Source organism: Micromonospora cathayae (assembly GCF_028993575.1).
GTDB classification, from domain to species: Bacteria; Actinomycetota; Actinomycetes; order Mycobacteriales; family Micromonosporaceae; genus Micromonospora; species Micromonospora cathayae.
Genome location: NZ_CP118615.1, coordinates 1,632,076 through 1,654,199, shown reverse-complemented (window position 1 = coordinate 1,654,199; position 22,124 = coordinate 1,632,076). Strand labels below are relative to the sequence as shown.

Sequence of the window (22,124 nt, the reverse complement as noted above, 5' to 3'; positions counted from 1 at the left end):
GGCGCACTCCTCGCGCTCACCGCCGCCCCCTTCGTTCGCGACTGCGGGGCTCGCAAACCCGGCGCACTCCTCGCGCTCACCGCTACCCCCCGTGGTCTGCCGCTGCCGCCGCGTTCGCCGCCGTCGGCAGGGCGGCGGCGATCTGATCGAGAGCGGCGTCGTCCAGCGCCGCCGACACGAACCACGCCTCGAACGCGCTCGGCGGGAGGTAGACCCCACCGGCCAGCATCGCGTGGAAGAACGCCTTGAACGCGGGCACCTGCTGGGTGCGGGCGCTGTCGTAGTCGACCACGTCGGCGTCGGTGAAGAAGATCGAGAACATGCTGCCCGCGTACGACAGCCGGTGCGGCACCCCGGCGGCGGCCAGCGCGTCGGACGCCAGCTTGCCCACGGTGGCGGCGGTCTCGTCGAGCCGGCGGTAGACGGCCTCGTCGGCCAGCCGCAGGGTGGCCAGGCCGGCGGCGCAGGCGAGCGGGTTACCGGAGAGCGTGCCGGCCTGGTAGACCGGGCCGGCCGGGGCCAGTCGGGCCATGATCTCCGCGCGCCCGCCGAACGCCGCGGCCGGCAGCCCACCGCCCATGACCTTCCCGTACGTCCACAGGTCGGCGTCGGCCGGGTCGAGCCCGTGCCAGCCGGCGCGGGACACCCGGAACCCGGTCATCACCTCGTCGACGATGAGCAGCGCGCCGTTCGCGTGGGCGATCCGGGCGAGGTGCTGGTTGAAGCCGTCCCGGGGGGCCACCACGCCCATGTTGCCGGGGGCGGCCTCGGTGATGACCGCGGCGATGTGCTGCCCCTCGGCGGCGAACGCCTCCTCGACGGCGGTCAGGTCGTTGTACGGCAGCACGATGGTCTCGCTCGCCGCCGCGCCGGTGACGCCGGGCGAGTCGGGCAGACCGAGGGTGGCCACGCCGGAGCCGGCGGCGGCCAGCAGCGCGTCGACGTGCCCGTGGTAGCAGCCGGCGAACTTGACGATCTTGGAACGGCCGGTGAAGCCCCGGGCCAGCCGGATCGCCGACATGGTGGCCTCGGTACCGGAGTTGACCAGCCGGATCTGCTCGACCGGGGTCCGGTCGACCAGCTCGGCGGCCAGCTCGACCTCACCCGGGGTGGGGGTGCCGAAGCTGGTGCCCTTCGCGGCGGCGGCCTGCACCGCCGCGACCACCTCCGGATGGGCGTGCCCGAGCAGCAGCGGCCCCCACGAGCAGACCAGGTCGACGTAGCGCCGGTCGTCCGCGTCGTACAGCCAGGGACCCTCCCCCCGGACCATGAAGCGCGGGGTGCCACCGACGGCACGGAACGCGCGCACAGGGGAGTTCACCCCGCCCGGCACCAGGGCACGGGCGCGGTCGAACAGGGCCTCGGAGGCCGGTGCGTCGGCCGGGTAACGGCCGGATCCGGCGGGGTACGTATCCGTCACGATGGGGCCATTGTGTCAGCGTCGGGGGCCTGATCGACAACCACCCCTGATCGGGGTTACCCGGCTCACCCTCGACCGACCGCTGCCCGGCCGCGTCGGCGGGTGGTGCGGGACCCCGGCGGACCCTCGCGGCTGACCCTGGCCGACCATCTCGGGCGACCGGTCCGGACGTCGCGGGCGACACCGGCGGACCGTCGGGTGCGGCCTCGGCGGGCCAGGTTGGGCGGATCGCGCTAGGCTGGCCGGGTGGATCGTGCCGAACTGTCCATCACGGTACACCGGACGGCCGACGAAGTGGTGTTGCGCCTGGCCGGTGAGATCGACATGCTCACCGCCGCCCAGCTCTCCAGCACGGTGAACGAGGTCCTCGGCGATCCACCGCCCCGCATCGTCCTCGATCTCGGCGGTGTCACCTTCTGCGACTCGCAGGGGCTCGGCACGCTCGTCGTGCTGAGCCGCAAGGCGAGCCACTCGCAGAGCCTGCTCGTCCTCACCCAGGTCGGTGACTTCCTGCTCCGCGTGCTGGACATCACCGGCCTGCGCTCGGCCCTGATGATCCGCAACAACCAGTCCCTGCCCTGAGCGGCCCCGTCAGCCGTCACCTGACCGGCGGCCTCCTGTCAGCCGGGACCTGACCGGTCGGTCGGCTTGGGCGCCGGGGCTACAGCGGGTTGCCCCAGCGGGCCTGTTCGAGGAGCTCCACCGCGCGGTCGCGGCCGTCCGGGTCGTCCGAGCGGAGCAGGGTGGTGGCCTCGTCGACCGCGTCGGTGAGCACCCGCCACTGCGCCTCCCGCTCGCGGACCACCTCGGACTGGGCGGCGAGCTGCCGGGTCTTCGACCACAGGTCCACGAAGACCGACACCTTGGCCCGCAGCACCCACGGGTCGAACGGCTTGGTCAGGTAGTCGACCGCGCCGACCGCGTACCCCCGGAGCGCGAGCTGGGCGTCCCGGTCGGCGGCGGTGAGGAAGATGATCGGGATGTGCCGGGTCCGTTCCCGGCGCTTGATGTGGCTGGCCGTCTCGAACCCGTCCATGTCCGGCATCTGCGCGTCGAGCAGGATCACCGCGAAGTCGTCCACCAGGAGCTGCTTCAGCGCCGCCTCACCGCTCTCGACGGCGACGGACTGCACCTGGAGACCCTGGAGGATCGCCTCCAGGGCCATCAGGTTCTCCCGTCGGTCGTCCACCAGCAGCGCCTTGGCCACCTGGGTCACCGGTTCTCCTCCCGTCGGCCGCCGCTGATCCACGACGCCATCAACTCGATCAACTCGTCCAGGTCGACCGGCTTGGTGATGTAGTCGCTGCCGCCCGCCGCGAGGGCGGACTCCCGGTCCCCGGGCATCGCCTTGGCGGTGAGGAAGACGATCGGCAGGTCGGCGAAGCGGTGGTTGCGACGGATCGACCGGGTCGTCTCGTAACCGTCCTGGTCGGGCATCATCGCGTCCATCAGCACGATGTCCACCTCCGGGTGTTCGGCGAGCTGCCGTACCCCGTCTGCGCCATTGTCCGAGTACAGCACGGTCATCCCGTGCAGTTCCAACGCGCTGGTCAGGGCGAAGACGTTGCGTACGTCGTCGTCGACGATCAGCACGGTGGCACCCTCCAGCCGGCGGGTGGCCGGGGTCTCCGGCGGCTTCGGCAGCTCCGGCGGGGGCATCAGCAGGGACGACGGCAGCCCGGCCCGCGCCGGGGACGGCGGCAGCGGCGCGACCACCGCGTCCGGGGCCAGCACGTCCGGGACGAAGAGGGTGAACGTGGAGCCCTGCCCGGGGGTGGAACTGACGGTGATGCTGCCGCCGAGCAGTCGGGCCAGGTCCCGGCTGATGGACAGGCCGAGGCCGGTGCCGCCGTACCGCCGGCTGGTGGTGCCGTCGGCCTGCTGGAACGCCTCGAAGATCAGCGACAGCTTGTCGTCCGGGATGCCGATGCCGGTGTCGGTGACCGTGAAGGCGACGACCTGCTGGGCGTTGGTCAACGCCGGCACGTCGAAGACCACGTTCTCGGCGGCCGGCGCGATACGCAGCGTGACCGTACCGCCGTCGGTGAACTTGACCGCGTTGGAGAGCAGGTTGCGCAGGATCTGCTGCAACCGCTGGGCATCGGTGACCAGGGCCGGCGGCAGGTCCCGGGCGATCTCCACCTGGAACTGGAGGCCCTTCTCCTCGGCCTGCGGCGCGAACGCCTGCTCGACGTACCCCCGGATGTCGGAGAAGCGCACCTCGACCGGCTGGATGTCCATCCGGCCCGCCTCGATCTTCGACAGGTCGAGGATGTCGTCGATCAGGGAGAGCAGGTCGGAGCCGGCGCTGTGGATCGTCCGGGCGAACTCGATCTGCTTCGGGGAGAGGTTCTGCTCGGAGTTCTCGGCCAGCAGCCGGGCCAGCAGCAGCAGCGAGTTCAGCGGCGTACGCAGCTCGTGGCTCATGTTCGCCAGGAACTCCGACTTGTACGCCGAGGCCCGGGTGAGCTGCTGGGCCTTCTCCTCCAGGCCGAGCCGGGCCAGTTCGATCTCCCGGTTCTTGGTCTCGATGTTGCCCTTCTGCTCCGACAGCAGTTGCGCCTTGTCCTCCAGTTCGGCGTTGGTGCGCTGCAACTCCGCCGACTGTTCCTGAAGTTCGTGGGCGAGCCGCTGCGACTGGGCGAGCAGTTCCTCGGTACGCCGGTTGGCCTGGATGGTGTTGACCGCGATGCCGATGGTCAGCACCAGCCGTTCCAGGAAGCTCAGGTGCAGCTCGGAGAAGGTCGCCACGCTGGCGAACTCGATCACCCCGAGCAGTTCCCCCTCGAACAGGACGGGAAGGACGACCAGGTCGGCCGGGTTGGTCTCGGCCAGCCCGGAGCGCAGCGTGATCGTGCCGTCCGGTACCGCACTGACCCGGATGGTGCGGCGGGACAGCGCGGCCTGCCCGACCAGCCCCTCGCCGGGCCCGAAGGTGACGTCGTGACCACGGGCCACGTACCCGTAGGAGGCGGTCAGCCGCAGCCGCATCACCGCGTCGGAGTTGTCGGCCAGGAAGAACGCGCCGAGCTGGGCGTCGACCAGCGGCGTGACCTCCATCATGATCATGCGGCAGACCTCGCCCAGGTCGCGCTGCCCCTGGAGCAGACCGCTGATCCGGGCCTGGTTGGAGTCCAGCCAGCCCTGCTCGGCGTTCTTCTTCGTCGTCTCCCGGAGGGTGACGATCATCTGGTTGATGTTGTCCTTCAGCTCGGCGACCTCGCCCTGCGCCTTGACCGAGATCCGCTGGGTCAGGTCGCCCCGGGTCACCGAGGTGGAGACCTGGGAGATCGCCCGGAGCTGGGTGGTGAGGGTGGAGGCGAGCTGGTTGACGTTCTCGGTGAGGTCCCGCCAGGTGCCGGAGACCCCCTTCACCTGGGCCTGACCGCCCAGCTTGCCCTCGATGCCCACCTCGCGGCCGACCCGGGTCACCTCGTCGGCGAACGAGGAGAGCTGGTCGACCATCGTGTTGATGGTGTTCTTCAGCTCCAGGATCTCGCCCTGCGCGTCGACGGTGATCTTCTGGCTCAGGTCGCCCCGGGCGACGGCGGTGGTGACCGAGGCGATGTTCCGCACCTGCGAGGTCAGGTTCGACCCCATCGAGTTGACGTTGTCGGTCAGGTCCCGCCAGGTACCGGAGACCCCCTTGACCTGGGCCTGGCCGCCGAGCTTGCCCTCGGTACCGACCTCGCGGGCCACCCGGGTCACCTCGTCGGCGAACGACGACAGCTGGTCCACCATCGTGTTCACGGTGTTCTTCAGTTCCAGGATCTCGCCCCGGGCGTCCACGGTGATCTTCTGCGACAGGTCACCCTTCGCCACGGCGGTGGAGACCTGGGCGATGTTGCGGACCTGCGCGGTGAGGTTCGAGGCCATCGAGTTGACGTTGTCGGTGAGGTCCCGCCAGGTGCCCGCCACGCCGCGTACCTGGGCCTGGCCGCCGAGCTTGCCCTCGGTGCCCACCTCGCGGGCCACCCGGGTCACCTCGTCCGCGAACGACGACAACTGGTCCACCATCGTGTTCACGGTGGACTTGAGTTCCAGGATCTCGCCCCGCGCGTCCACCGTGATCTTCTGCGACAGGTCACCCTTCGCCACGGCGGTGGTCACCGAGGCGATGTTCCGCACCTGCGAGGTCAGGTTCGAGGCCATCGAGTTCACGTTGTCGGTCAGGTCCCGCCAGGTACCGGAAACGCCCTTCACCTGGGCCTGACCACCCAACTTGCCCTCGGTACCCACCTCCCGGGCCACCCGGGTCACCTCGTCCGCGAACGACGACAGCTGATCCACCATCGTGTTCACGGTGTCCTTCAGCTCCAGGATCTCGCCCCGGGCATCCACCGTGATCTTCTGCGACAGGTCACCCTTCGCCACCGCCGTGGAGACCTGGGAGATGTTCCGGACCTGGCTGGTCAGGTTGCCGGCGAGCTGGTTGACGTTCTCGGTGAGGTCCCGCCAGGTGCCGGACACCCCGCGTACCTGGGCCTGACCACCCAGCTTGCCCTCGGTACCCACCTCCCGGGCCACCCGGGTCACCTCGTCCGCGAACGACGACAGCTGATCCACCATCGTGTTCACGGTGTCCTTCAGCTCCAGGATCTCGCCCTGGGCCGCGACGGTGATCTTCTGCGACAGGTCACCCCGGGCCACCGCCGTGGACACCTGGGCGATGTTACGGACCTGCGCGGTCAGGTTCGACGCCATCGAGTTGACGCTGTCGGTCAGGTCCTTCCAGGTGCCGGCGACGTTCGGCACCTCGGCCTGGCCGCCGAGCTTGCCCTCGGTGCCCACCTCGCGGGCCACCCGGGTCACCTGCTCGGCGAAGAGCCGCAGCGTGTCGGTCAGCGAGTTCATGGTGTCGGCCAGCTCGGCGACCTCGCCCTTCGCCGACACGGTGATCTTCTGGGACAGGTCGCCCCGGGACACCGCCGTGGCCACCTGCGAGATGGACCGCACCTGGTGGGTCAGGTTCGACGCCATGGTGTTCACCGAGTCGGTGAGGTCCTTCCAGGTGCCGGCCACACCCCGTACGTCGGCCTGCCCGCCCAGCTTGCCCTCGGTGCCCACCTCCCGGGCCACCCGGGTCACCTCGCTGGAGAACGAGGACAACTGGTCGACCATGGTGTTCACGGTCTTGCCGATACGCAGGAACTCACCGCGCAGCGGCCGACCGTCCATCTCCAGCGCCATGTGCTGGGAGAGGTCACCGTCGGCGACCGCCACGATCACCCGGGCGATCTCGGTGGTGGGCCGCCCCAGGTCGTCGATCAACGAGTTGATCGCCCGGTGCCCCTCCGCCCACGAACCGTCGAGCCCCTCCTCGTCCAGCCGCTCGGTGAGTCGCCCCTCCCGGCCGACGATCCGGCTGATCCGGCGCAGGTCGAGGTTCTGCCGTTCCTGCACCGACACGATGTCGTTGAACGCGTCGATCACGTCGCCGGCGGCCCCCGCCCGACGCGGCAACCGGACCTTGAAGTCCCCCTGGCCCACCCGACGCAGGGCGGCCGCCAGCTCGCCGAGGATCGCCTCGTGGTCGGCCGCGGACGAGTCCGCGCCGGCCGCTTGTCTCGCCGTCGTCATCGTTCCTCGCTCAGCTCGGGGGCCTTCGGGCTCGTGCCGGCCATCCCATCATTGTGCCTGCGTCCGGCCGCCGCATCCGCGCGCCGCCCCCGGCGACGGCCCGGGCAGGGGGGCGCGCCCCGGCGGTACACCGGGCCGGAGGGGTTACGCGCCACGCCGGGTCGCCGGGCCGATCCACTTGGCTTGGGGGCGAACGGAGGTGGAGGATACGGGGGTGGCAGCGGAGGCAGGGCCGGCGGCGACCACCGGCCCGGACGAGCACGTCCGGCGCGTCCGGCTCCCCGCCGACCGCCGTACCCCGGCCACCGCGCGGGCCGTGGTCCGCTCGGTGCTGGCCGAGGCGGACCTCGAGGAACTGCTCAACGAGGCTCTCCTGCTGACCACCGAGCTGTCCACCAACGCGGTCGAACACGCCCGTACCGAACTGGACATGGAGGTCGTGGCGGACCGGTTCGGGCTGAGCGTGATGGTCTCCGACTACGCCGCCGGGCCGGTGGACGAGCTGACCGTCGGGGTACGCAACGACTCGGCCGACATCACCGAGGTCGCCGAGCGGGGCCGGGGACTGTTGCTGGTCGACCACTTCGCGAGCTGCTGGGGGACCACGTACCTCCCCTCCGGCAAGGGCGTGTGGTTCCGGCTGGACCGGCCCACGACGACCCCACCACGGCGGGACGCCCTGGCCGAGGGGCGACGCCTCTCGCCCTGCGGGTCGACCGCCGACGGTACGGACGACCCGGCCCGTACCACCGCGCCGAGCGCGGCGTCGATGAGCGAGCTGATGCAGGCCCGCCCCGACCCGTACGCCGACGACCCGCTGCCCGACTTCGCCACCGATCTGCTCACCCGGGTCGCCGAGATGGTCGGGGCCACCGGCGGGGTGCTCCGACTGGACCGGGGGGACGGGCAGGGCACCCAGGTGCTGGCCCGGTACGGCCGGCAGCCGCGCACCGACAGTGAACTGCTCCGGGTGCCGCTGGCCGTGCAGCGGCCGTACTCGGGTGAACTGGAGTTGGACGCCGTCCCGTCGGCGTACGCCCGGCCGCTGGCGGCGCTGGCCGCCGAACGGCTCTCCCTGCACCTGGAGAACGACCGGCTACGCCGGGCCGACGTCCGTCGGCAGGCCTGGCTGACCTTCCTGGCCGAGGCGAGTGAACTGCTCGCCCAGTCGCTGGACGTCGAGCTGACCATGGCCCTGGTCCCGCAGCTCGTGGTGCCCCGGCTCGGGCAGTGGTGCGCGGTGCACACCGCCGACGAGTGGGGCCAGCTCAAGTTGGCCGCCGCCAGCCACGCCGACGAGTCGGTCCTGCCGCAGCTGCACCAGGTGCTCCGGGAGACCGGCCCCGACTCGGTCCAGGCCCGGCTGCGCGAGGCGTCCCGGCTGGGGTCGCAGGTGCCGTTGAGCGGCCCGATGGAGGGGTTCGCCGTTCCGCTCGTCGCCCGGGGGCAGCGGCTCGGCACCCTCGCGGTCGGCCGGCACCAGCGCCACCGGCACGACCCGGACGAGGTCGCCGTCCTGGAGGACGTGGCCCGGCGGGCCGCGTTGGCGATCGAGAACGCCCGCATCCACGCCGAGCGCCGCCGGGTGGCGCAGACCCTGCAACAGTCGCTGCTGCCACCGGTGCTGCCGCTGATCGACGGGATCGGTTTCGCCGCCGAGTACGTCCCGACCGGCTACGACGCCGAGGTCGGCGGCGACTTCTACGACGTGGTGCCGCTGCCGGACGGCCGCTGGCTGGTGGTGATCGGGGACGTCTCCGGCAAGGGCGTCCAGGCGGCGGCGGTGACCGGGCTGGTACGCGACGTGATCCGGGTGCTGGTCGGTGACGGCAAGCCGCTGCCGGAGGCGCTGGCCCGGTTGAACGAGACGCTGGTCGAGCGGGGCGGTGGACGGTACTGCACGCTGGCCCTGGCGGCGGTCGGGCCGGGCGAGGGCAGTCAGCTCGAGGTGTCGCTGCACCTCGCCGGGCACGACCGGCCGGTGCTGCTGCGCGCGGCGGGCGGGGCCTCCTTCGTCGGCACCGGCGGCACCGCGCTGGGTCTGCTCGACACGATCGCCTCGCCCGCGGCGGTGATCCCGCTCGACCCCGGCGACGCGCTGATCTTCTACACCGACGGGGTGACCGAGCGGCGGCGGGGCCGGGAGCTTTTCGGTCCGCAACGGTTGCGGGACGCGGCCGCCCCGCTCGCCGGCTTCTCGGCGGAGGTGGTGGCCGCCCGGCTCCGGGCCAACACGATCAACTTCTCGGCCGAGCCGCCCCGGGACGACATCGCCGTGCTGGTGCTCCGGAACGACGCCGTCTGACGCCCTGCCGCGCACCGGCGGCCCCCGTACGCCGAAAGCCACCGACCCGGCAGCCGACAGCGCAGACCGGCCCGGGGCCGCCGGTCCGGGAAGGCGGGCCGGTCGGTCACAGGCCGCCGGTCCGGAAAAGCGGGTGGGTCACAGGCCGCCGGGGAGCCGGCCGGGGGCCAGGCGCTGGTGCGGGTCGAGGTACCGCTTGGCGGCGAGCAGCCTCGGCAGGGCGGGTAGTTCGCCCCAGAGGTCGACGCCCTGCCGGACGGCGGGCGGGGCGGCCAGCACCACGCAGCGGCCCTGGCGGGCCAGCAGCACCTGCCGGACGGCGGTGAGGATCGAGGCGACCCGGTCCACCCGGGTGTTCCCCGGCAGTACGGCGTGCGCGACGCCCAGGCCGACCGAGCCGCGCACCGGCACCGGGGCACCGACCGCGTCCCGCAGCGCGTAGATCGCGGCGTGCAGGTCGGTGAGGGGTACGTCGACCCGCAGCGCGATGTCGTCGGGGCGGAACGGGTACCGCCGCCACCAGTCCGGCGGGGAGTCGGCGACGGTGGCGGTGTCGCCGAGCAGCCCGGTCAGCCGCCGCGTCCGCTCGGCCACCTCGGCCGGGCCGCCCTCCAGCAGCACCACCAGGTCGCCGGCGGCGGGTGGGGTGGACCGGGCCGACCCGGTGGACCGGCCGGTGCGCGCCGAGCCCGCCGGGTGGGCGGCCCGGGCCGAACCCGCCGGATGCGCCGCGCGGGCCGAGCCGGCCGGGTGGCCGGACCAGCCCGCCCCGGTCGGTGGGGCGGAGTCGGCGGCACCACGGGGTGCCGGCGGCCGACGGGCGGTGGGGAGGTCCAGTTCGATGGCGGCCGGTTGGAGCCCGGCCGCCAGCACCGCCTGGATCAGCTCGTGCACCTCCAGCGGCGTCCACACCGGACGGGTCACCCAGGCCCGGGCCGCCGGCAGCGGCTGGGTCCGCAGGGTCGCCGAGACCAGCACCCCCAGGCCACCCTGCGAGCCGCAGAGCAGCCGGGCGGTCTCCAGCCCGGAAGCGCCGCCCGCCGCGTCGACCAGGTCGCCGTCGGCGGTCAGGTAGCGCAGGTCGACCAGCTGGTCGCAGGGGGTGCCGTAGCGCAGCCGCAGTGGCCCGGACTCGTCGGCGGCGAGCACCCCGCCGAGGGTCGCCCCGGGCGACGGGGCGTCCAGCGCGAGGCGTCGGCCGGACCGGGCGAGGGCGGCCTGCACGGCCCGCAGCGGGGTGCCCGCGCCGATCTCGACCACCGGATGCCCGTGCCGCTCCGCCGATGACCGCCCGGCCGGCGGCTCCACCCGGGACCAGCCGACCGCCGGCTCGGCCGGGGAACGTTCGGCCGGTGGGTCCACCCAGGACCAGCCGGCCGGCGGTTCGGCCCGGGACCGCCCGGCCGGCCCCGGCCCGCCGGAGCGGCGCGGACCCGGCCGCCCCACGTCGGCCCGGCCGGGGTCGGACGACCCCGCCCCGGACCGGTCGGCCGAACCCGCCTCGGCTCGGCGGTGCCGTCCGAGCCCGGCCGCCCCGTGCCGGTCGGGCTCGGACGGGTGCCGGATGCCGGCGATCCGTCCGGTGTCGAGCATGATGTCGACCCGGTCCGGAGCCGCCCCCCAGTCGATCTTCGTACCGGCGCCCCGGGGGACCACGGTCAGGTCGTGCGCGGCGGCCAGCCGCAGCACCTCGGCGGCGGCCCGGGCGTCGCCCGGCACCGCGACCCAGGTGGCGGCCTGGCCGGCGACCTCGTCGGCGGGGCCGGCGGGACGGGCGAAGGGCGGACCGCAGATCTCGACGAGCCGACGGGTGATGTCGGCCGAACCGGACCGCTGGGTCGAACACGTGGATCCCGACATGGCGGTCATCGTACATGTGTTCGAACGGCGGCGGGGTCGAAACCGCCGGTCGACACCCGCACGCGCCCCGCCCGGCGCGTCCCGCCGGTAACCTGACCGCCGTGACCACCGAGACCCCCGTGCCCGTCGCCAAGCGTGTCCCCTCCGAGCGCGTCCACCACGGCGACACGGTCGTCGACGAGTACGCCTGGCTCGCCACCAAGGACGACCCGGAGACCGTCGCCTACCTGACCGCCGAGAACGACCACACCGAGGCGCGCACGGCGCACCTGGCCGACCTGCGGGCCACGCTGTTCGAGGAGACCCGACGGCGGATCCAGGAGACCGACCTCTCGGTCCCGGCCCGCAAGGGCGGCTACTGGTACTACACCCGCACCGTCGAGGGGCAGCAGTACGCCGTCCAGTGCCGGCGGGCCGTCCGGGACGGCGAGACCGATCCCCCGGTCAGCGTGGACGGCACGCCGCTCGAGGGCGAGGAGGTGCTGCTCGACGGCAACCAGCTCGCCGAGGGGCACGACTTCCTGTCCCTGGGGGCGTACGACGTCAGCCCGGACGGCCGCTGGCTGGCGTACTCGACCGACGTCGAGGGCAACGAGCGGTACACCCTGCGGGTCAAGGACCTGACCACCGGGGAGGTGCTCGCCGACGAGATCCCGGACACCTTCTACGGCACCGCCTGGTCGGCGGACGCCTCGGTGCTGTTCTACGTGACGGTGGACGACGCGTGGCGGCCGAACCGGGTGTGGCGGCACACCATCGGCACCCCGGCCAGCGCCGACGTGGTCGTCTACGAGGAGCCGGACGAGCGGTTCTGGGTGGGTGTCGAGCTGACCCGCTCGGAACGGTTCGTCCTGATCGACGTCCACAGCAAGATCACCAGCGAGGTACGGGTCATCCCGGCGGCCAACCCGACCGGCGAGCCGGCCGTCGTCGCCCCGCGCCGGCAGGGCGTGGAGTACTCCGTCGAGCACCACGGCCACCGGTTCCTGATCCTGCACAACGACGGCGCGGAGGACTTCGCGCTGGCGTACACCTCGGCGGACGCCCCGGGCGACTGGGTGCCGATGATCGAGCACTCCCCCGGCACCCGGCTGGAGTCGGTCGACGCGTTCGCCGACCACCTGGTCGTCTCGCTGCGCAGCAACGGCCTGACCGGGCTGCGGGTGCTCCCGGCCGGCAGCACCGAGTGGTACGACATCGACTTCCCGGAGCCGATCTACAGCGTCGGCCTGGACGCCAACCCGGAGTACCGGACCGGCCAGCTCCGGTTCCGGTACGCCTCGCTGATCAGCCCGGAGTCGGTGTACGACTTCGACCTGGTGACCCGGGAGATGGTGCTGCGGCGGCGCAAGCCGGTGCTGCCCGGCCCGGACGGGCGGGAGTTCGACCCGGCCGACTACGAGCAGCACCGCGAGTGGGCGCTCGCCGACGACGGCACCCGGGTGCCGATCTCGCTGGTCTGCAGGGCCGGTACGCCGCGGGACGGCTCCGCCGGCTGCGTGATCTACGGCTACGGCTCGTACGAGGCGAGCATGGACCCGTGGTTCTCGGTGGCCCGGCTGTCCCTGCTCGACCGGGGTGTGGTCTTCGCGGTCGCGCACATCCGGGGTGGCGGCGAACTGGGCCGGCGCTGGTACGAAGAGGGCAAGCTGCTGGCGAAGAAGAACACCTTCACCGACTTCGTGGCCTGCGCCCGGCACCTGGTCAAGGCCAACTGGACGGCGGCCGACCGGCTGGTGGCCCGGGGCGGCTCGGCCGGTGGCCTGCTGATGGGCGCGGTGGCGAACCTCGCCCCGGACGCGTTCGCCGGGATCGTCGCCCAGGTGCCCTTCGTGGACGCGCTGAACACCATCCTCGACCCGTCGCTGCCGCTGACCGTCACCGAGTGGGAGGAGTGGGGCAACCCGCTGGCCGACCCGGAGGTGTACGGGTACATGAAGTCGTACACCCCGTACGAGAACGTGACGGCCGTCGACTACCCGGCGATCCTCGCGGTGACCAGCTTCAACGACACCCGGGTGCTGTACCACGAGCCGGCCAAGTGGATCGCGCGGCTGCGCGCGGTGGCCCCGCAGGGCGACTACCTGCTCAAGACCGAGATGGGGGCCGGGCACAGCGGCCCGAGCGGCCGGTACGACTCCTGGAAGGAGGAGGCGTTCGTCAACGCCTGGATCCTGGACCGGCTCGGCCTGTCCTGACCGGCCCGGTCCGCCGACGGCGGCCGGTGCCCCGAGGACGCCGGTCACCCGAGGGGCAGCCGGTCACCCGAGGGCGGCCGGTGCCCCGAGGACGCCGGCGAGGACGTCCGGGTCGACGTTGCCGCCGGTGAGGACGGCGACCGTCCGGCCGGCGGGGAGCGTGTCGGGGTGGAACAGCCGGGCGGCCAGCGCCACCGCGCCGCTCGGCTCCACCACCAGCCGGGCGTCGCGGGCCAGCCGGGCCATCGCGGCCCGGATCTCGTCCTCGGTGACGGTGACGATGTCGTCGAGGTGGGCCCGCAGGTGCGCGAAGGTCAGCGGGGACAGCGGCAGGCGCAGCCCGTCCGCGCAGGTCCGGTAGGTCCGCTCCTCGCCCCAGACCACCACCTCCCCGGCGGCCAGGGACTCCTGGGCCTCGGCGGCGAGCAGCGGCTCCACCCCGATCACCGCCGCCGAGGGGCGCAGCGCCTTCACCGCCGTCGCCACCCCGGAGGAGAGCCCGCCGCCGCCCACCGGCACCAGTACCACGTCGACGTCCGGCCGGTCCTCGACGATCTCCAGCCCGAGGGTGCCCTGGCCGGCGATGATCCGCCGGTCGTCGAAGGGCGGCACCAGCGCCGCCCCGGTCGCGGCGGCGATCCGGTCCGCCTCCGCGCCCCGACGCGGCGGCGGCACCAGCACCACCTCGGCCCCGAGGGCGCGCATCCGGTCCACCTTGACGGCGGGCGCGCCCTCCGGCACCACCACCGTGCAACCGATCCCGGCGGCGCGCGCCGCGTACGCGAGGGCCTGCCCGTGGTTGCCGGAGGAGTGGGTGACCACGCCCCGCTGCCGCCCGACCGGGTCGAGGGCGGCCACCGCGTTGGTCGCGCCGCGCAGCTTGAACGAGCCGACCGGTTGCAGGCTCTCCGGTTTCAGCCACAGGTGGTCGTCCCAGCCGGCCGGCAGCAGCGGGGTTCGCAGCACGGTCGGCGCGACGGCGGTGGCGGCGGCACGGATGTCGGCGAGCGAGACCAGGTCCATCCCACCATCCTGCCCGGTCGACCGGTCACCTGTGCCGGGTCGTACCGGCTACCCGGGGCGGCCCGGGGACCGGCCCGGCTTGACGATCCGGCGCTCGTCGCCCCGGCCCGGCCGGTCGGTGCCGGTCACCTGGGGGCCGCCCGGGTCGGCCGAAACGGACGCGGCGGGCGGCGCGGTGGTCGGCTCCGGCCGGACCGGGACGGTGATGCTGGTCGCCGGGGACGGGGACGGACCACCGGTGGGCGCGGAACCGAGGCCCTCCGTCCCGCCCACCCCGGCTTCGATGGGCTTGTTCTGGAGCTGGTTCTCGGACCAGCCGGGCAGCGGCACGGAGGAGCCGGTGAACAGGCCGGCGGCGATCAGGCCGAGGCTGGTGAGCAGGCCGAGGCCCATGGCTGTCCCGGCGACGATACTGAGACGGCGACGCCGTCCGGTCCGGTCCACGAACACCGGCGGCCCACCGCCCGGCTGGCTGTGCATCTGGTCATGTCTCCCGCTGCTGGCTGCCGACGGCCAGCCGGCCGCCGGGCAGGGTCCCGTCCCGTCGGGCCTCCCGCGCCAACAGCGCCACCTGCTCCGGCCGCGTTACACCCTTCAGACACCCCTAAGGTTCTGAGTTCCCCCAGGTCGGTGCCGTCGGAAGGGGGGTCAACGCTGGTCCGGGGTCCAGGCGGGGTCGCGGCCGGTCGCCCCCAGCAGACGGTCGAACGGGTCGACGGAATCGGTGGGAAGGTCCACCACCGCCCCGAAGACACCCTGCTGGCGGGCGGTGGGGCCGAGCATGGCGGCCAGGTCGAGCAGGTCGGCCACCACGGTCGGGTCGGCCCGGAACGGCTGCCCGGTCGCCCGGGCCAGGTCCCAGCCGTGCACGGTCAGGTCCAGCAGCACCATGCCGCCCACGACCTGCTGCGGCAGGCCCATCCCCGGGGAGACCCCCACCAGCGCGGACGGTTCCGACCAGGCCCGGATCACCCGGTCGGTCTCCGCCGCGAACCGGTCCCGCCACCCGTCGGTACGGGAGTCCGGCTGGACCGACCAGTCGACGGCCCGCTTCGCGGCCAGCTCCTGGAAGTTGACCACCACCTGGAAGAGGTGGTCAAGCAGGGCGTGCACCGCGTACTCCCGGCAGGGCGTGGGCAGGTCGAGCTGGTCGTCGGAGATTCCCCGGACCACCGCCACGGTGGCCGGGGCGGCTGCGGTCAGCAGGTCACTAGTCTTGGTCGCCATACGGGCAGCGTATGAGGGCGGTCTTGAACAAATGCGACACGAGCCGCGACGCGACCACCGGGGCATCCTGGACCCCGCCCGGCTCCGGCGCGGGCTGCGGTTCCGGCGGTACCTGCCGGCCGTGCCGCTGCTGGGCCGGTACGTCGAGCACTACTGGTTCGTCGACTGGACGCTGACCGAACCGTTCACGCAGCGGATCGTGCCGCATCCGGCGGTGAACGTGGTCTTCCAGCAGCAGGACGGCGACGACAGCGGCTCGGCCGAGGTGTCCGGGGTCGGGCGACGTCTCTTCTCGACCACCCTGACCGGTACCGGACGGGTCTGCGGTGTCCAGTTCCGGCCCGGCGGGTTCCGGCCGTTCTGGCGGCGGTCGGTGGCCGAGCTGACCGACCGCCGGCTTCCGCTCGACAGCCGGTCGTCCCCCGGTCCGGTGCCCCCGGCGCAGCAGGTCTGTGCCGGCAGCGACGAGGACCGCCGGCGCACCTTGGACGACGTCCTGCTCGGCTGGCGGCCGGTAGCCGACCCGCTGGCCGACGAGGCCGTGCGCCTGGCCGACGAGATCCGCACCGACCGGACCGTCCTGCGGGTGGCCGACCTCGCCGACCGGCACGACCTGTCCACCCGCCGGCTCCAACGGCTCTTCCTCGGGTACGTGGGGGTCGGGCCGAAGTGGGTGATCCGGCGGTACCGGCTCCAGGAGGCCATCGAGCGGGCCGGCAGCGCGCCACCGGACTGGGCCGGGCTCGCCGCCGACCTGGGGTTCAGCGACCAGGCTCATCTGGTACGCGAGTTCACCGCCACGACCGGGGTGTCCCCGACCGCCTACGTCCGTTCGCTCGCGCTGCCCTGAGGTGCCCGCCGGCAGCCTGTCAGGTCCGGCGGAGGGCGACCACCGCGACGTCGTCGTGGATCTCCAGGGGGGCCAGTTCCCGCAGCAGTCGTTCGCAGAAACCGTCCAGGTCCGGATCGATGTGCTCGGCGCGGGCGGCCAGCGCCGCCAACCCCTCGTCGATGGTGGTGTCCCGGCGCTCGATGAGCCCGTCGGTGTAGAGCACCAGCGTCGCCCCCGGCGGCACCACGAACTCCAGGTCCGCCGGCCGTTTGGCCCGTACGCCGAGCAGTGGCGCGGAGTGCGTGACGAACTCGACCCGGCCGTCCACGCTGAGCAGCGGCGGCAGGTGGCCGGCGCTGGCCATCCGCACGTGACCGGTGCCCGGGTGCACCAGCAGCACACAGATGGTGGCCAGCTCCTGCGGCAGCAACGTCCGCATCAGCTCGTTGACCAGGTGCAGGATCACCCCCGGCTGGTGCCCTTCGACGGCGTACGCGCGCACGGCGTGCCGCAGCTCGGCCATCACCGTGGCGGCGTGCAGCGAGTGCCCGGCGACGTCGCCGATCGCCATCAGCAGGTGCCCGTCGAGCATCACCAGCTCGTAGAAGTCGCCGCCCACCTCGGTCTGGGCGCTCGCCGGCTCGTACCGGACGGCCAGGTCCAGCCCGGCGATCTCGGGAATCCGCCGGGGCAGCAGGCTGCGCTGGAGGGTCACCGCGATCCGGTGTTCCTCGTCGTACGAGCGTTGCGCCTCGACGGCCGCCGCGACCGCCTGGGCGAGTTGGAGCAGCACCGGCATGCCCGGGGTGTTGACGCCCGCCGGCACCACCACGTACAGCGGGGCGCGGTCTTCCCGCAGCCGGGCCGCGGCCACCGCCACCCGGTCGTCGGCCGGCCAGTCGACCAGTCCCCAGGCCGCCGGGTCGTCGATCCGGGAGGTGGCTCCGGTCGGTACGCCGGTGTCGTCCACCACCCACGGGACGACGCTGCCCGCCTTCCCCGGTCCGGCGCAGACGCCGGCCAGGCAGTCCCCGTCGAAGGTCTCCGCCACCACCGCCGCCGGGGTCCGGAAGATCTCCGCCGCGCCGACCGCCGCCGCCTCCAGCAGCCGGGCGAAGTTCGGCGCGGCGTGCACCGCGACGGTGGTCTCGGCCAGCCGGGTGAGCCGCTCGGCCATCAGTTCGGCGCGTTTGCGGGCCCGGTAGTAGCGCAGCACCGCGTGGGCGGTGGCGACCAGTTCGTCCGGCTCGATCGGCTCGGCCAGGTACGCGTCCGCGCCCCGGGTCAGCCCCTGCGCCCGGTCGGCCACGTCCACGGCGTGCGCGGACACGTGGACGACCGGCATGGCCGGATGGGTCGCCTTGATCCGTTCACAGACCTGGAAGCCGTTGATGTCGGGCAGCCGGACGTCCAGCACCACCAGGTCGATCGGGTCCACCCCGACCCGTTCCAGCGCCTCGCCGCCGGTCTCCGCCTCCAGGGTCTTGAAGCCGGCCCGGGTCAGCCAGCTCACCAGCAGGTAGCGCTTGGTACGACTGTCGTCGACCACCAGCACTGTCGCCGGACCGTCCTCCATGGTCACGCCCCACCCGCCGGGAGGGTGACGGTGAACGTGCTGCCCCGGCCGGGCTCGCTCGCCACCTCCAGGGTGCCACCGAGCAGATTGACCAGCCGCCGGGCGTACGGCAGACCCAGCCCGGTGCCGGTGCCGGTCGCGCTGCCGGGCACCTGGTAGAACTCCTCGAAGATCCGTTCGTGCAGCTCCGGAGCGATCCCCGGGCCGGTGTCCGAGACCACCAGCCGCCACCGGTCGTCGACCGGTTCGGCCCGCATCCGTACCTCGCCCCGTTCGGTGAACTTCAGCCCGTTGTGCAGCAGGTTACGCAGCACCCGGGCCAGCAGCGCCTCGTCGGAGCGGATGGTGGCCGGGGACGGCGGGTCCTCGACCACGAGTTCCACGCCGGGCCGGGTGGCGAGCGCCCGCAGGGTGCCCCGCAGTTGCCCGAAGACCACCCGCAGGTCGACGTCCGCCCAGTCCGGCTCGATCCGGCCGGACTCGGCCTTGGCCAGGTCGAGCAGGTCGTTGACCAGGACCAGCAGGTCGGTGGCGGAGGACCGGATCAGCCCGACCTGGCGGGCCTGTTCGCTGGTGAGCGGATCGGACGCGGAGTCGGCGAGCAGCCGGGCCAGCCCGATGATCGCGGTGACCGGGGCGCGCAGTTCGTGGCTGACGTTCGCCAGGAACCGGCTCTTGGACTCGCTGGCCGCCTTCAGCTGGGCGGACTTCTCGTCCAGTTCGGCGTAGAGGGCCACCACGCCCCGGTTGGTCTCCTCCAGTTCCTCGGAGAGTTGACCGTAGAGCGCCAGTACGCCCCGGTTGGTCTCCTGGAGTTCCTCGTTGAGCACCGCCAGCTCGTCACGCTGGCTGCGTACCTCGTCGAGGGCGGCGACGAGCTGCTCGTTCTGCAGGGCGAGTTCGTCCAGCGCCGTGCCCGGCGCGGTGCTGCCGAGCCGGGTACGCAGCTCGGCGAGACGCTGCGGCGTCAACGCCTCGGCGTTGGCCGGGATCCGACGTGACATCCGTACGACCGTAACCCCCTCGTCCGTGGTGACGTCCAGACTGTCGACCAGACGCGCCACCGCCCCGGACTGTGGCTGGTACCCGGTTCCGGGCAGCGGGCCGACCGGGGCCAGGTCGATCCGCAGGGCCGGCCGGCTCTCGTCGGTGCCGGCGGCGTAGAACGCCACGTCCGCGCCGCCGACCGTACGGAGCAGGTCCCGGGCGACCTCGCTGAGCGCGGTGGCGATCCGGACCTGGTCCTGGTGTTCCAGCCCGACGGCGGTGGCGACCTCCCGGCCCCGCTGCCGGACCAGGAAGATGTCGTGCTCGACCCGGAGCGCCATCTGGAGCAGCGGAGCGGCGACGGTACCGGTCATGCCGGGGCCCGCGCGACCAGGACCCCGGCGTCGTCCCGGCGCACCCCGCAGTCACGCAGCACGGTGGCGGCCACCAGCAGCGGGGCCCGCTCGACCAGGCCGGGGTACTCGGCGAGCCGCCAGCGGTCGGCCACCCCGTCGGTGTGCATGACCAGCAGGGCGTTCCCGCCGAACGGGTAGTCGTACTCGCGGACCACCGGACGCTGGTGGCCGGCGATTCCGGGCAGCGAGACCAGGCCGCGCCGCCGGTCGTCCTCGACCACGGTGCCGGCGATGTTGCCCAGCCCGGCGTAGCGGAGTTTCGCCGCCGCCGGGTCCAGTTCGGCGACGGCGAGCGCGGCCCCCCGGGTGTGGGACAGCGAGCGGTGCAGGTGTTCGACCACTGTCTTCGGTGATCCGGGCGGGGCGTTCCGGAAGGCGGCCACCGCGGCGTCGGTGGCGCCCGCGGCGAGCGGGCCGTGCCCGAGACCGTCGCAGAGCAGCAGCTGGGGCCGGCCGTCGACGGTCCGGGCGGCGAACCCGTCGCCGCACCGGGTCTCCCCGGTGAGCGGCCGGGTGAGCCCGGCGAACCAGGTCGGCTGCGGCGCGGCGGCCGGCCAGACCTGTACGGCGAACACGGTGCCCCGGCCGGGCCGGGAGTACCCGTCGTACCAGCTCGCCTGCCGGGTGATCGCGCCCAGGCCGATGCCGAGGGTGCCGGTGGTGGAGTGGCCGTCCCGCGAGGAGACGGTCAGGTCGGCCATGCCCGGCCCGGAGTCGACGGCGACGAGTTCCACCCCGGCCTCACTGTCGCGGCGTACCGGCCGGAGCAGGATCACCCCGTCTTCGGCGTGCTTGACCAGGTTGCTGGTCAGTTCGGCGGCGACGATCGCCAGGTCGGCGGTGCGTCGCGCACCGAGGTGCAGTTGCCCGCCGAGGCGTTCGGCGGCCCGGCGTACCGCGCTGGCCGTGCTGCTCGTCTCCACCCGGAACCACAGGCCCTGGTCGGAGACGAGGTCCTCGGTCATCGGGACCACTTCGTCACGGTGATCCGGGTGCCCTTGCCGGGCGCGGTTTCGATGTCGAACTCGTCGACGAGGCGACGGGCCCCGCTGAGCCCGAGCCCGAGGCCACCGCCGGTGGTGTAGCCGTCGGTCAGCGCCAGGTCCAGGTCGACGATGCCCGGACCGGTGTCGGCGAAGACGATCCGGACACCGCGTCGCCGGCCGTTGTCGACGGTCATCACCTCGGCCGTGCCGCCACCGCCGTAGACCAGGGTGTTGCGGGCCAGTTCGCTGGCGGCGGTGACCAGTTTGGTCTGGTCGACCAGGGACAGCTTGACGGCGACCGCGACGGTACGCACCAACTGGCGTACCCGGACCACGTCCTCGTCGCTCCGGATCGCCTGCGCCTGCGGGTGGCCCAGGTCGACGCCGGTGGTCATGACGACGTCGCCGCCGTCTCGGTGTCGATGTCGTCGAGGTCGGGGGCGAGGTCGTCGGCGCGGGCCGCGGCGATCAGTTCCATGCCGCGCTCGACGTTCAGCGCGGTCCGGATGCCGTTGAGCGACAGGCCCAGCTCGACCAGGGTGATGGCGACCGCCGGCCGCATCCCGACCACCACGGTCTCGGCGTCGAGGACCTTGGAGATGGAGGCGATGGTGGAGAGCATCCGACCGATGAACGAGTCGACGATGTCCAGCGCGGTGATGTCGATGATCACCCCGTGGCAGCCGGTCGCGACGATCCGTTCGGCCAGGTCCTCCTGGAGTTGGAGGGCGGTCTGGTCCTCCATGTCCACCTGGATGGAGACCAGCAGGATGTCGCCGATCTTCAGGACCGGCACCCGTTCCATCAGTGTTCCCGGCGGGCGGCGCGACGCTGGGCGGTCTCGACGCCGGTGAGCCGCAGCACGTGCCGCAGCGCGTCGGCGAGGCTGGCCTTGGTGGCGATGTCCCCGAACTCGATGCCGAGCGCCACGATGGTCTGGGCGATCTGCGGCCGGATGCCGGAGATGATGCAGTCGGCGCCCATCAGCCGGGCGGCCACCACGGTCTTGAGGATGTGCTGGGCGACCTGGGTGTCGACCGCCGGTACCCCGGTGATGTCGATGATCGCGTACGGCGAGCTGGTGTCGACCAGGGTCTGGAGCAGGCGTTCCATCACCACCTGGGCGCGGGCGGAGTCGAGGGTGCCGACCAGCGGCACGGCGACCACGCCCTCCCAGAGCTTCACCACCGGGGTGGAGAGTTCGAGGAGCTGCTCGGCCTGGTCGGCGATCAGGCTTTCCCGGGTCCGGACGAAGCTCTCGAAGGTGAACAGCCCCATCTGGTCGATCAGCGTGGAGAACGCGACGTAGTCACGCAGCCGGTCGCCCTCGTACCCGCCGGACTCCAGCAGTTCCAGCAGCACGTCCTTGAGGGCGTAGATGCTGACCGCGGTCTCGGTGGCGGTGAAGCCCTGCCGGGCACGCCCCCGGGAGAGTTCGGCCAGCACGGCCCGCAGCTCGGCGGCCCGCTCCGACTCCAGGTCGAGCACCCCGCCCTCGCCAGCGATGATCATGCTACGGTGCAGATCCTGTACCTGGCTGCGAAGTTCCGCGTGGCTCAGTCGGCCCCGCAGCGAGGCGGCGACCGCCTCGGTCCAGCGCTGTGTGATCTGCTCGACATGCTCGGTGAGCAGGGCGATCAGGCGTCCGCTTGCTTCCGCGCTCAGTGCCATCGGTTCCCCCTCCAGCTGGACGGGGCGGACTCTATCACCGGGC

Annotated in this window: 17 protein-coding genes; 4 read left to right on the top strand and 13 right to left on the bottom strand. The window is 73.0% G+C overall.

Features of this window, described 5'->3' with window-relative positions; translation table 11 throughout:
• Nucleotides 1-82 precede the first annotated feature (82 nt).
• Nucleotides 83-1,420, bottom strand: a complete 1,338-nt coding sequence (gene hemL, locus PVK37_RS07720; RefSeq protein ID WP_275033086.1) for a glutamate-1-semialdehyde 2,1-aminomutase — start codon at nucleotides 1,418-1,420, stop codon at nucleotides 83-85.
• A gap of 246 nt (nucleotides 1,421-1,666) precedes the next feature.
• Here hemL and PVK37_RS07715 point away from each other — a divergent pair, with 246 nt between their 5' ends.
• Entirely contained in the window at nucleotides 1,667-2,002 is a 336-nt protein-coding gene (locus tag PVK37_RS07715) for an STAS domain-containing protein (protein WP_275033084.1), read from the top strand.
• 79 nt (nucleotides 2,003-2,081) lie between these two features.
• Here the strand turns inward: PVK37_RS07715 and PVK37_RS07710 are convergent, their stop codons facing one another.
• The gene (locus PVK37_RS07710; protein WP_275033083.1) at nucleotides 2,082-2,636 is read right to left on the bottom strand and encodes a response regulator; all 555 of its coding nucleotides are present in this window, start codon (nucleotides 2,634-2,636) and stop codon (nucleotides 2,082-2,084) included.
• Nucleotides 2,633-7,000 (bottom strand): hybrid sensor histidine kinase/response regulator, encoded by a 4,368-nt coding sequence (locus PVK37_RS07705; protein WP_275033082.1) that lies wholly within the window; start codon nucleotides 6,998-7,000, stop codon nucleotides 2,633-2,635. The genes PVK37_RS07710 and PVK37_RS07705 overlap by 4 nt, the downstream gene beginning before the upstream one ends.
• Before the next feature lie 214 nt (nucleotides 7,001-7,214).
• Between PVK37_RS07705 and PVK37_RS07700 the strand changes: the two genes are divergently transcribed.
• Entirely contained in the window at nucleotides 7,215-9,305 is a 2,091-nt protein-coding gene (locus tag PVK37_RS07700) for a SpoIIE family protein phosphatase (RefSeq protein WP_275033081.1), read from the top strand.
• A gap of 138 nt (nucleotides 9,306-9,443) precedes the next feature.
• On the opposite strand, the gene PVK37_RS07695 is transcribed toward PVK37_RS07700, so the two are convergent.
• Nucleotides 9,444-11,165, bottom strand: coding sequence for an FAD-binding oxidoreductase (locus tag PVK37_RS07695; protein ID WP_275033080.1), 1,722 nt, complete (start codon nucleotides 11,163-11,165; stop codon nucleotides 9,444-9,446).
• A 101-nt stretch (nucleotides 11,166-11,266) separates the two neighbouring features.
• Between PVK37_RS07695 and PVK37_RS07690 the strand changes: the two genes are divergently transcribed.
• On the top strand, nucleotides 11,267-13,363 hold the full coding sequence (locus PVK37_RS07690; RefSeq protein ID WP_275033079.1) for a S9 family peptidase: 2,097 nt from the start codon (nucleotides 11,267-11,269) through the stop codon (nucleotides 13,361-13,363).
• 63 nt (nucleotides 13,364-13,426) lie between these two features.
• On the opposite strand, the gene PVK37_RS07685 is transcribed toward PVK37_RS07690, so the two are convergent.
• From PVK37_RS07685 to PVK37_RS07675, 3 genes are all read right to left on the bottom strand, one after another.
• Nucleotides 13,427-14,386: a threonine ammonia-lyase gene (locus PVK37_RS07685; protein ID WP_275033077.1), complete on the bottom strand. Its 960-nt coding sequence runs from the start codon at nucleotides 14,384-14,386 to the stop codon at nucleotides 13,427-13,429.
• Between the two features lie 48 nt (nucleotides 14,387-14,434).
• Nucleotides 14,435-14,866, bottom strand: coding sequence for a hypothetical protein (locus PVK37_RS07680; protein ID WP_275033076.1), 432 nt, complete (start codon nucleotides 14,864-14,866; stop codon nucleotides 14,435-14,437).
• Nucleotides 14,867-15,034: 168 nt separating this feature from the next.
• Entirely contained in the window at nucleotides 15,035-15,613 is a 579-nt protein-coding gene (locus PVK37_RS07675) for a TIGR03086 family metal-binding protein (RefSeq protein WP_275033075.1), read from the bottom strand.
• A gap of 31 nt (nucleotides 15,614-15,644) precedes the next feature.
• Here PVK37_RS07675 and PVK37_RS07670 point away from each other — a divergent pair, with 31 nt between their 5' ends.
• Nucleotides 15,645-16,463 (top strand): helix-turn-helix domain-containing protein, encoded by an 819-nt coding sequence (locus PVK37_RS07670; RefSeq protein ID WP_275033074.1) that lies wholly within the window; start codon nucleotides 15,645-15,647, stop codon nucleotides 16,461-16,463.
• Nucleotides 16,464-16,482: 19 nt separating this feature from the next.
• On the opposite strand, the gene PVK37_RS07665 is transcribed toward PVK37_RS07670, so the two are convergent.
• From PVK37_RS07665 to PVK37_RS07640, 6 genes are read right to left on the bottom strand one after another with little or no spacing between them, the layout of a single operon-like run.
• Nucleotides 16,483-18,021 carry a SpoIIE family protein phosphatase gene (locus tag PVK37_RS07665; RefSeq protein ID WP_275035005.1) on the bottom strand — a complete coding sequence of 513 codons (1,539 nt, stop codon included), beginning with the start codon at nucleotides 18,019-18,021 and terminating at the stop codon, nucleotides 16,483-16,485.
• A 2-nt stretch (nucleotides 18,022-18,023) separates the two neighbouring features.
• Nucleotides 18,024-19,382 carry a sensor histidine kinase gene (locus tag PVK37_RS07660; RefSeq protein ID WP_275033073.1) on the bottom strand — a complete coding sequence of 453 codons (1,359 nt, stop codon included), beginning with the start codon at nucleotides 19,380-19,382 and terminating at the stop codon, nucleotides 18,024-18,026.
• Nucleotides 19,379-20,389, bottom strand: a complete 1,011-nt coding sequence (locus tag PVK37_RS07655; protein ID WP_275033072.1) for a SpoIIE family protein phosphatase — start codon at nucleotides 20,387-20,389, stop codon at nucleotides 19,379-19,381. The genes PVK37_RS07660 and PVK37_RS07655 overlap by 4 nt, the downstream gene beginning before the upstream one ends.
• Nucleotides 20,386-20,805 carry an ATP-binding protein gene (locus tag PVK37_RS07650; RefSeq protein ID WP_275033071.1) on the bottom strand — a complete coding sequence of 140 codons (420 nt, stop codon included), beginning with the start codon at nucleotides 20,803-20,805 and terminating at the stop codon, nucleotides 20,386-20,388. Before PVK37_RS07650 ends, PVK37_RS07655 begins: the two co-directional genes overlap by 4 nt.
• A complete protein-coding gene (locus tag PVK37_RS07645; RefSeq protein WP_275033070.1) occupies nucleotides 20,802-21,215 on the bottom strand; it encodes an STAS domain-containing protein in 414 nt (137 codons plus the stop codon). Before PVK37_RS07645 ends, PVK37_RS07650 begins: the two co-directional genes overlap by 4 nt.
• Nucleotides 21,215-22,081 (bottom strand): STAS domain-containing protein, encoded by an 867-nt coding sequence (locus PVK37_RS07640; RefSeq protein ID WP_275033069.1) that lies wholly within the window; start codon nucleotides 22,079-22,081, stop codon nucleotides 21,215-21,217. Before PVK37_RS07640 ends, PVK37_RS07645 begins: the two co-directional genes overlap by 1 nt.
• Nucleotides 22,082-22,124: the final 43 nt, after the last annotated feature.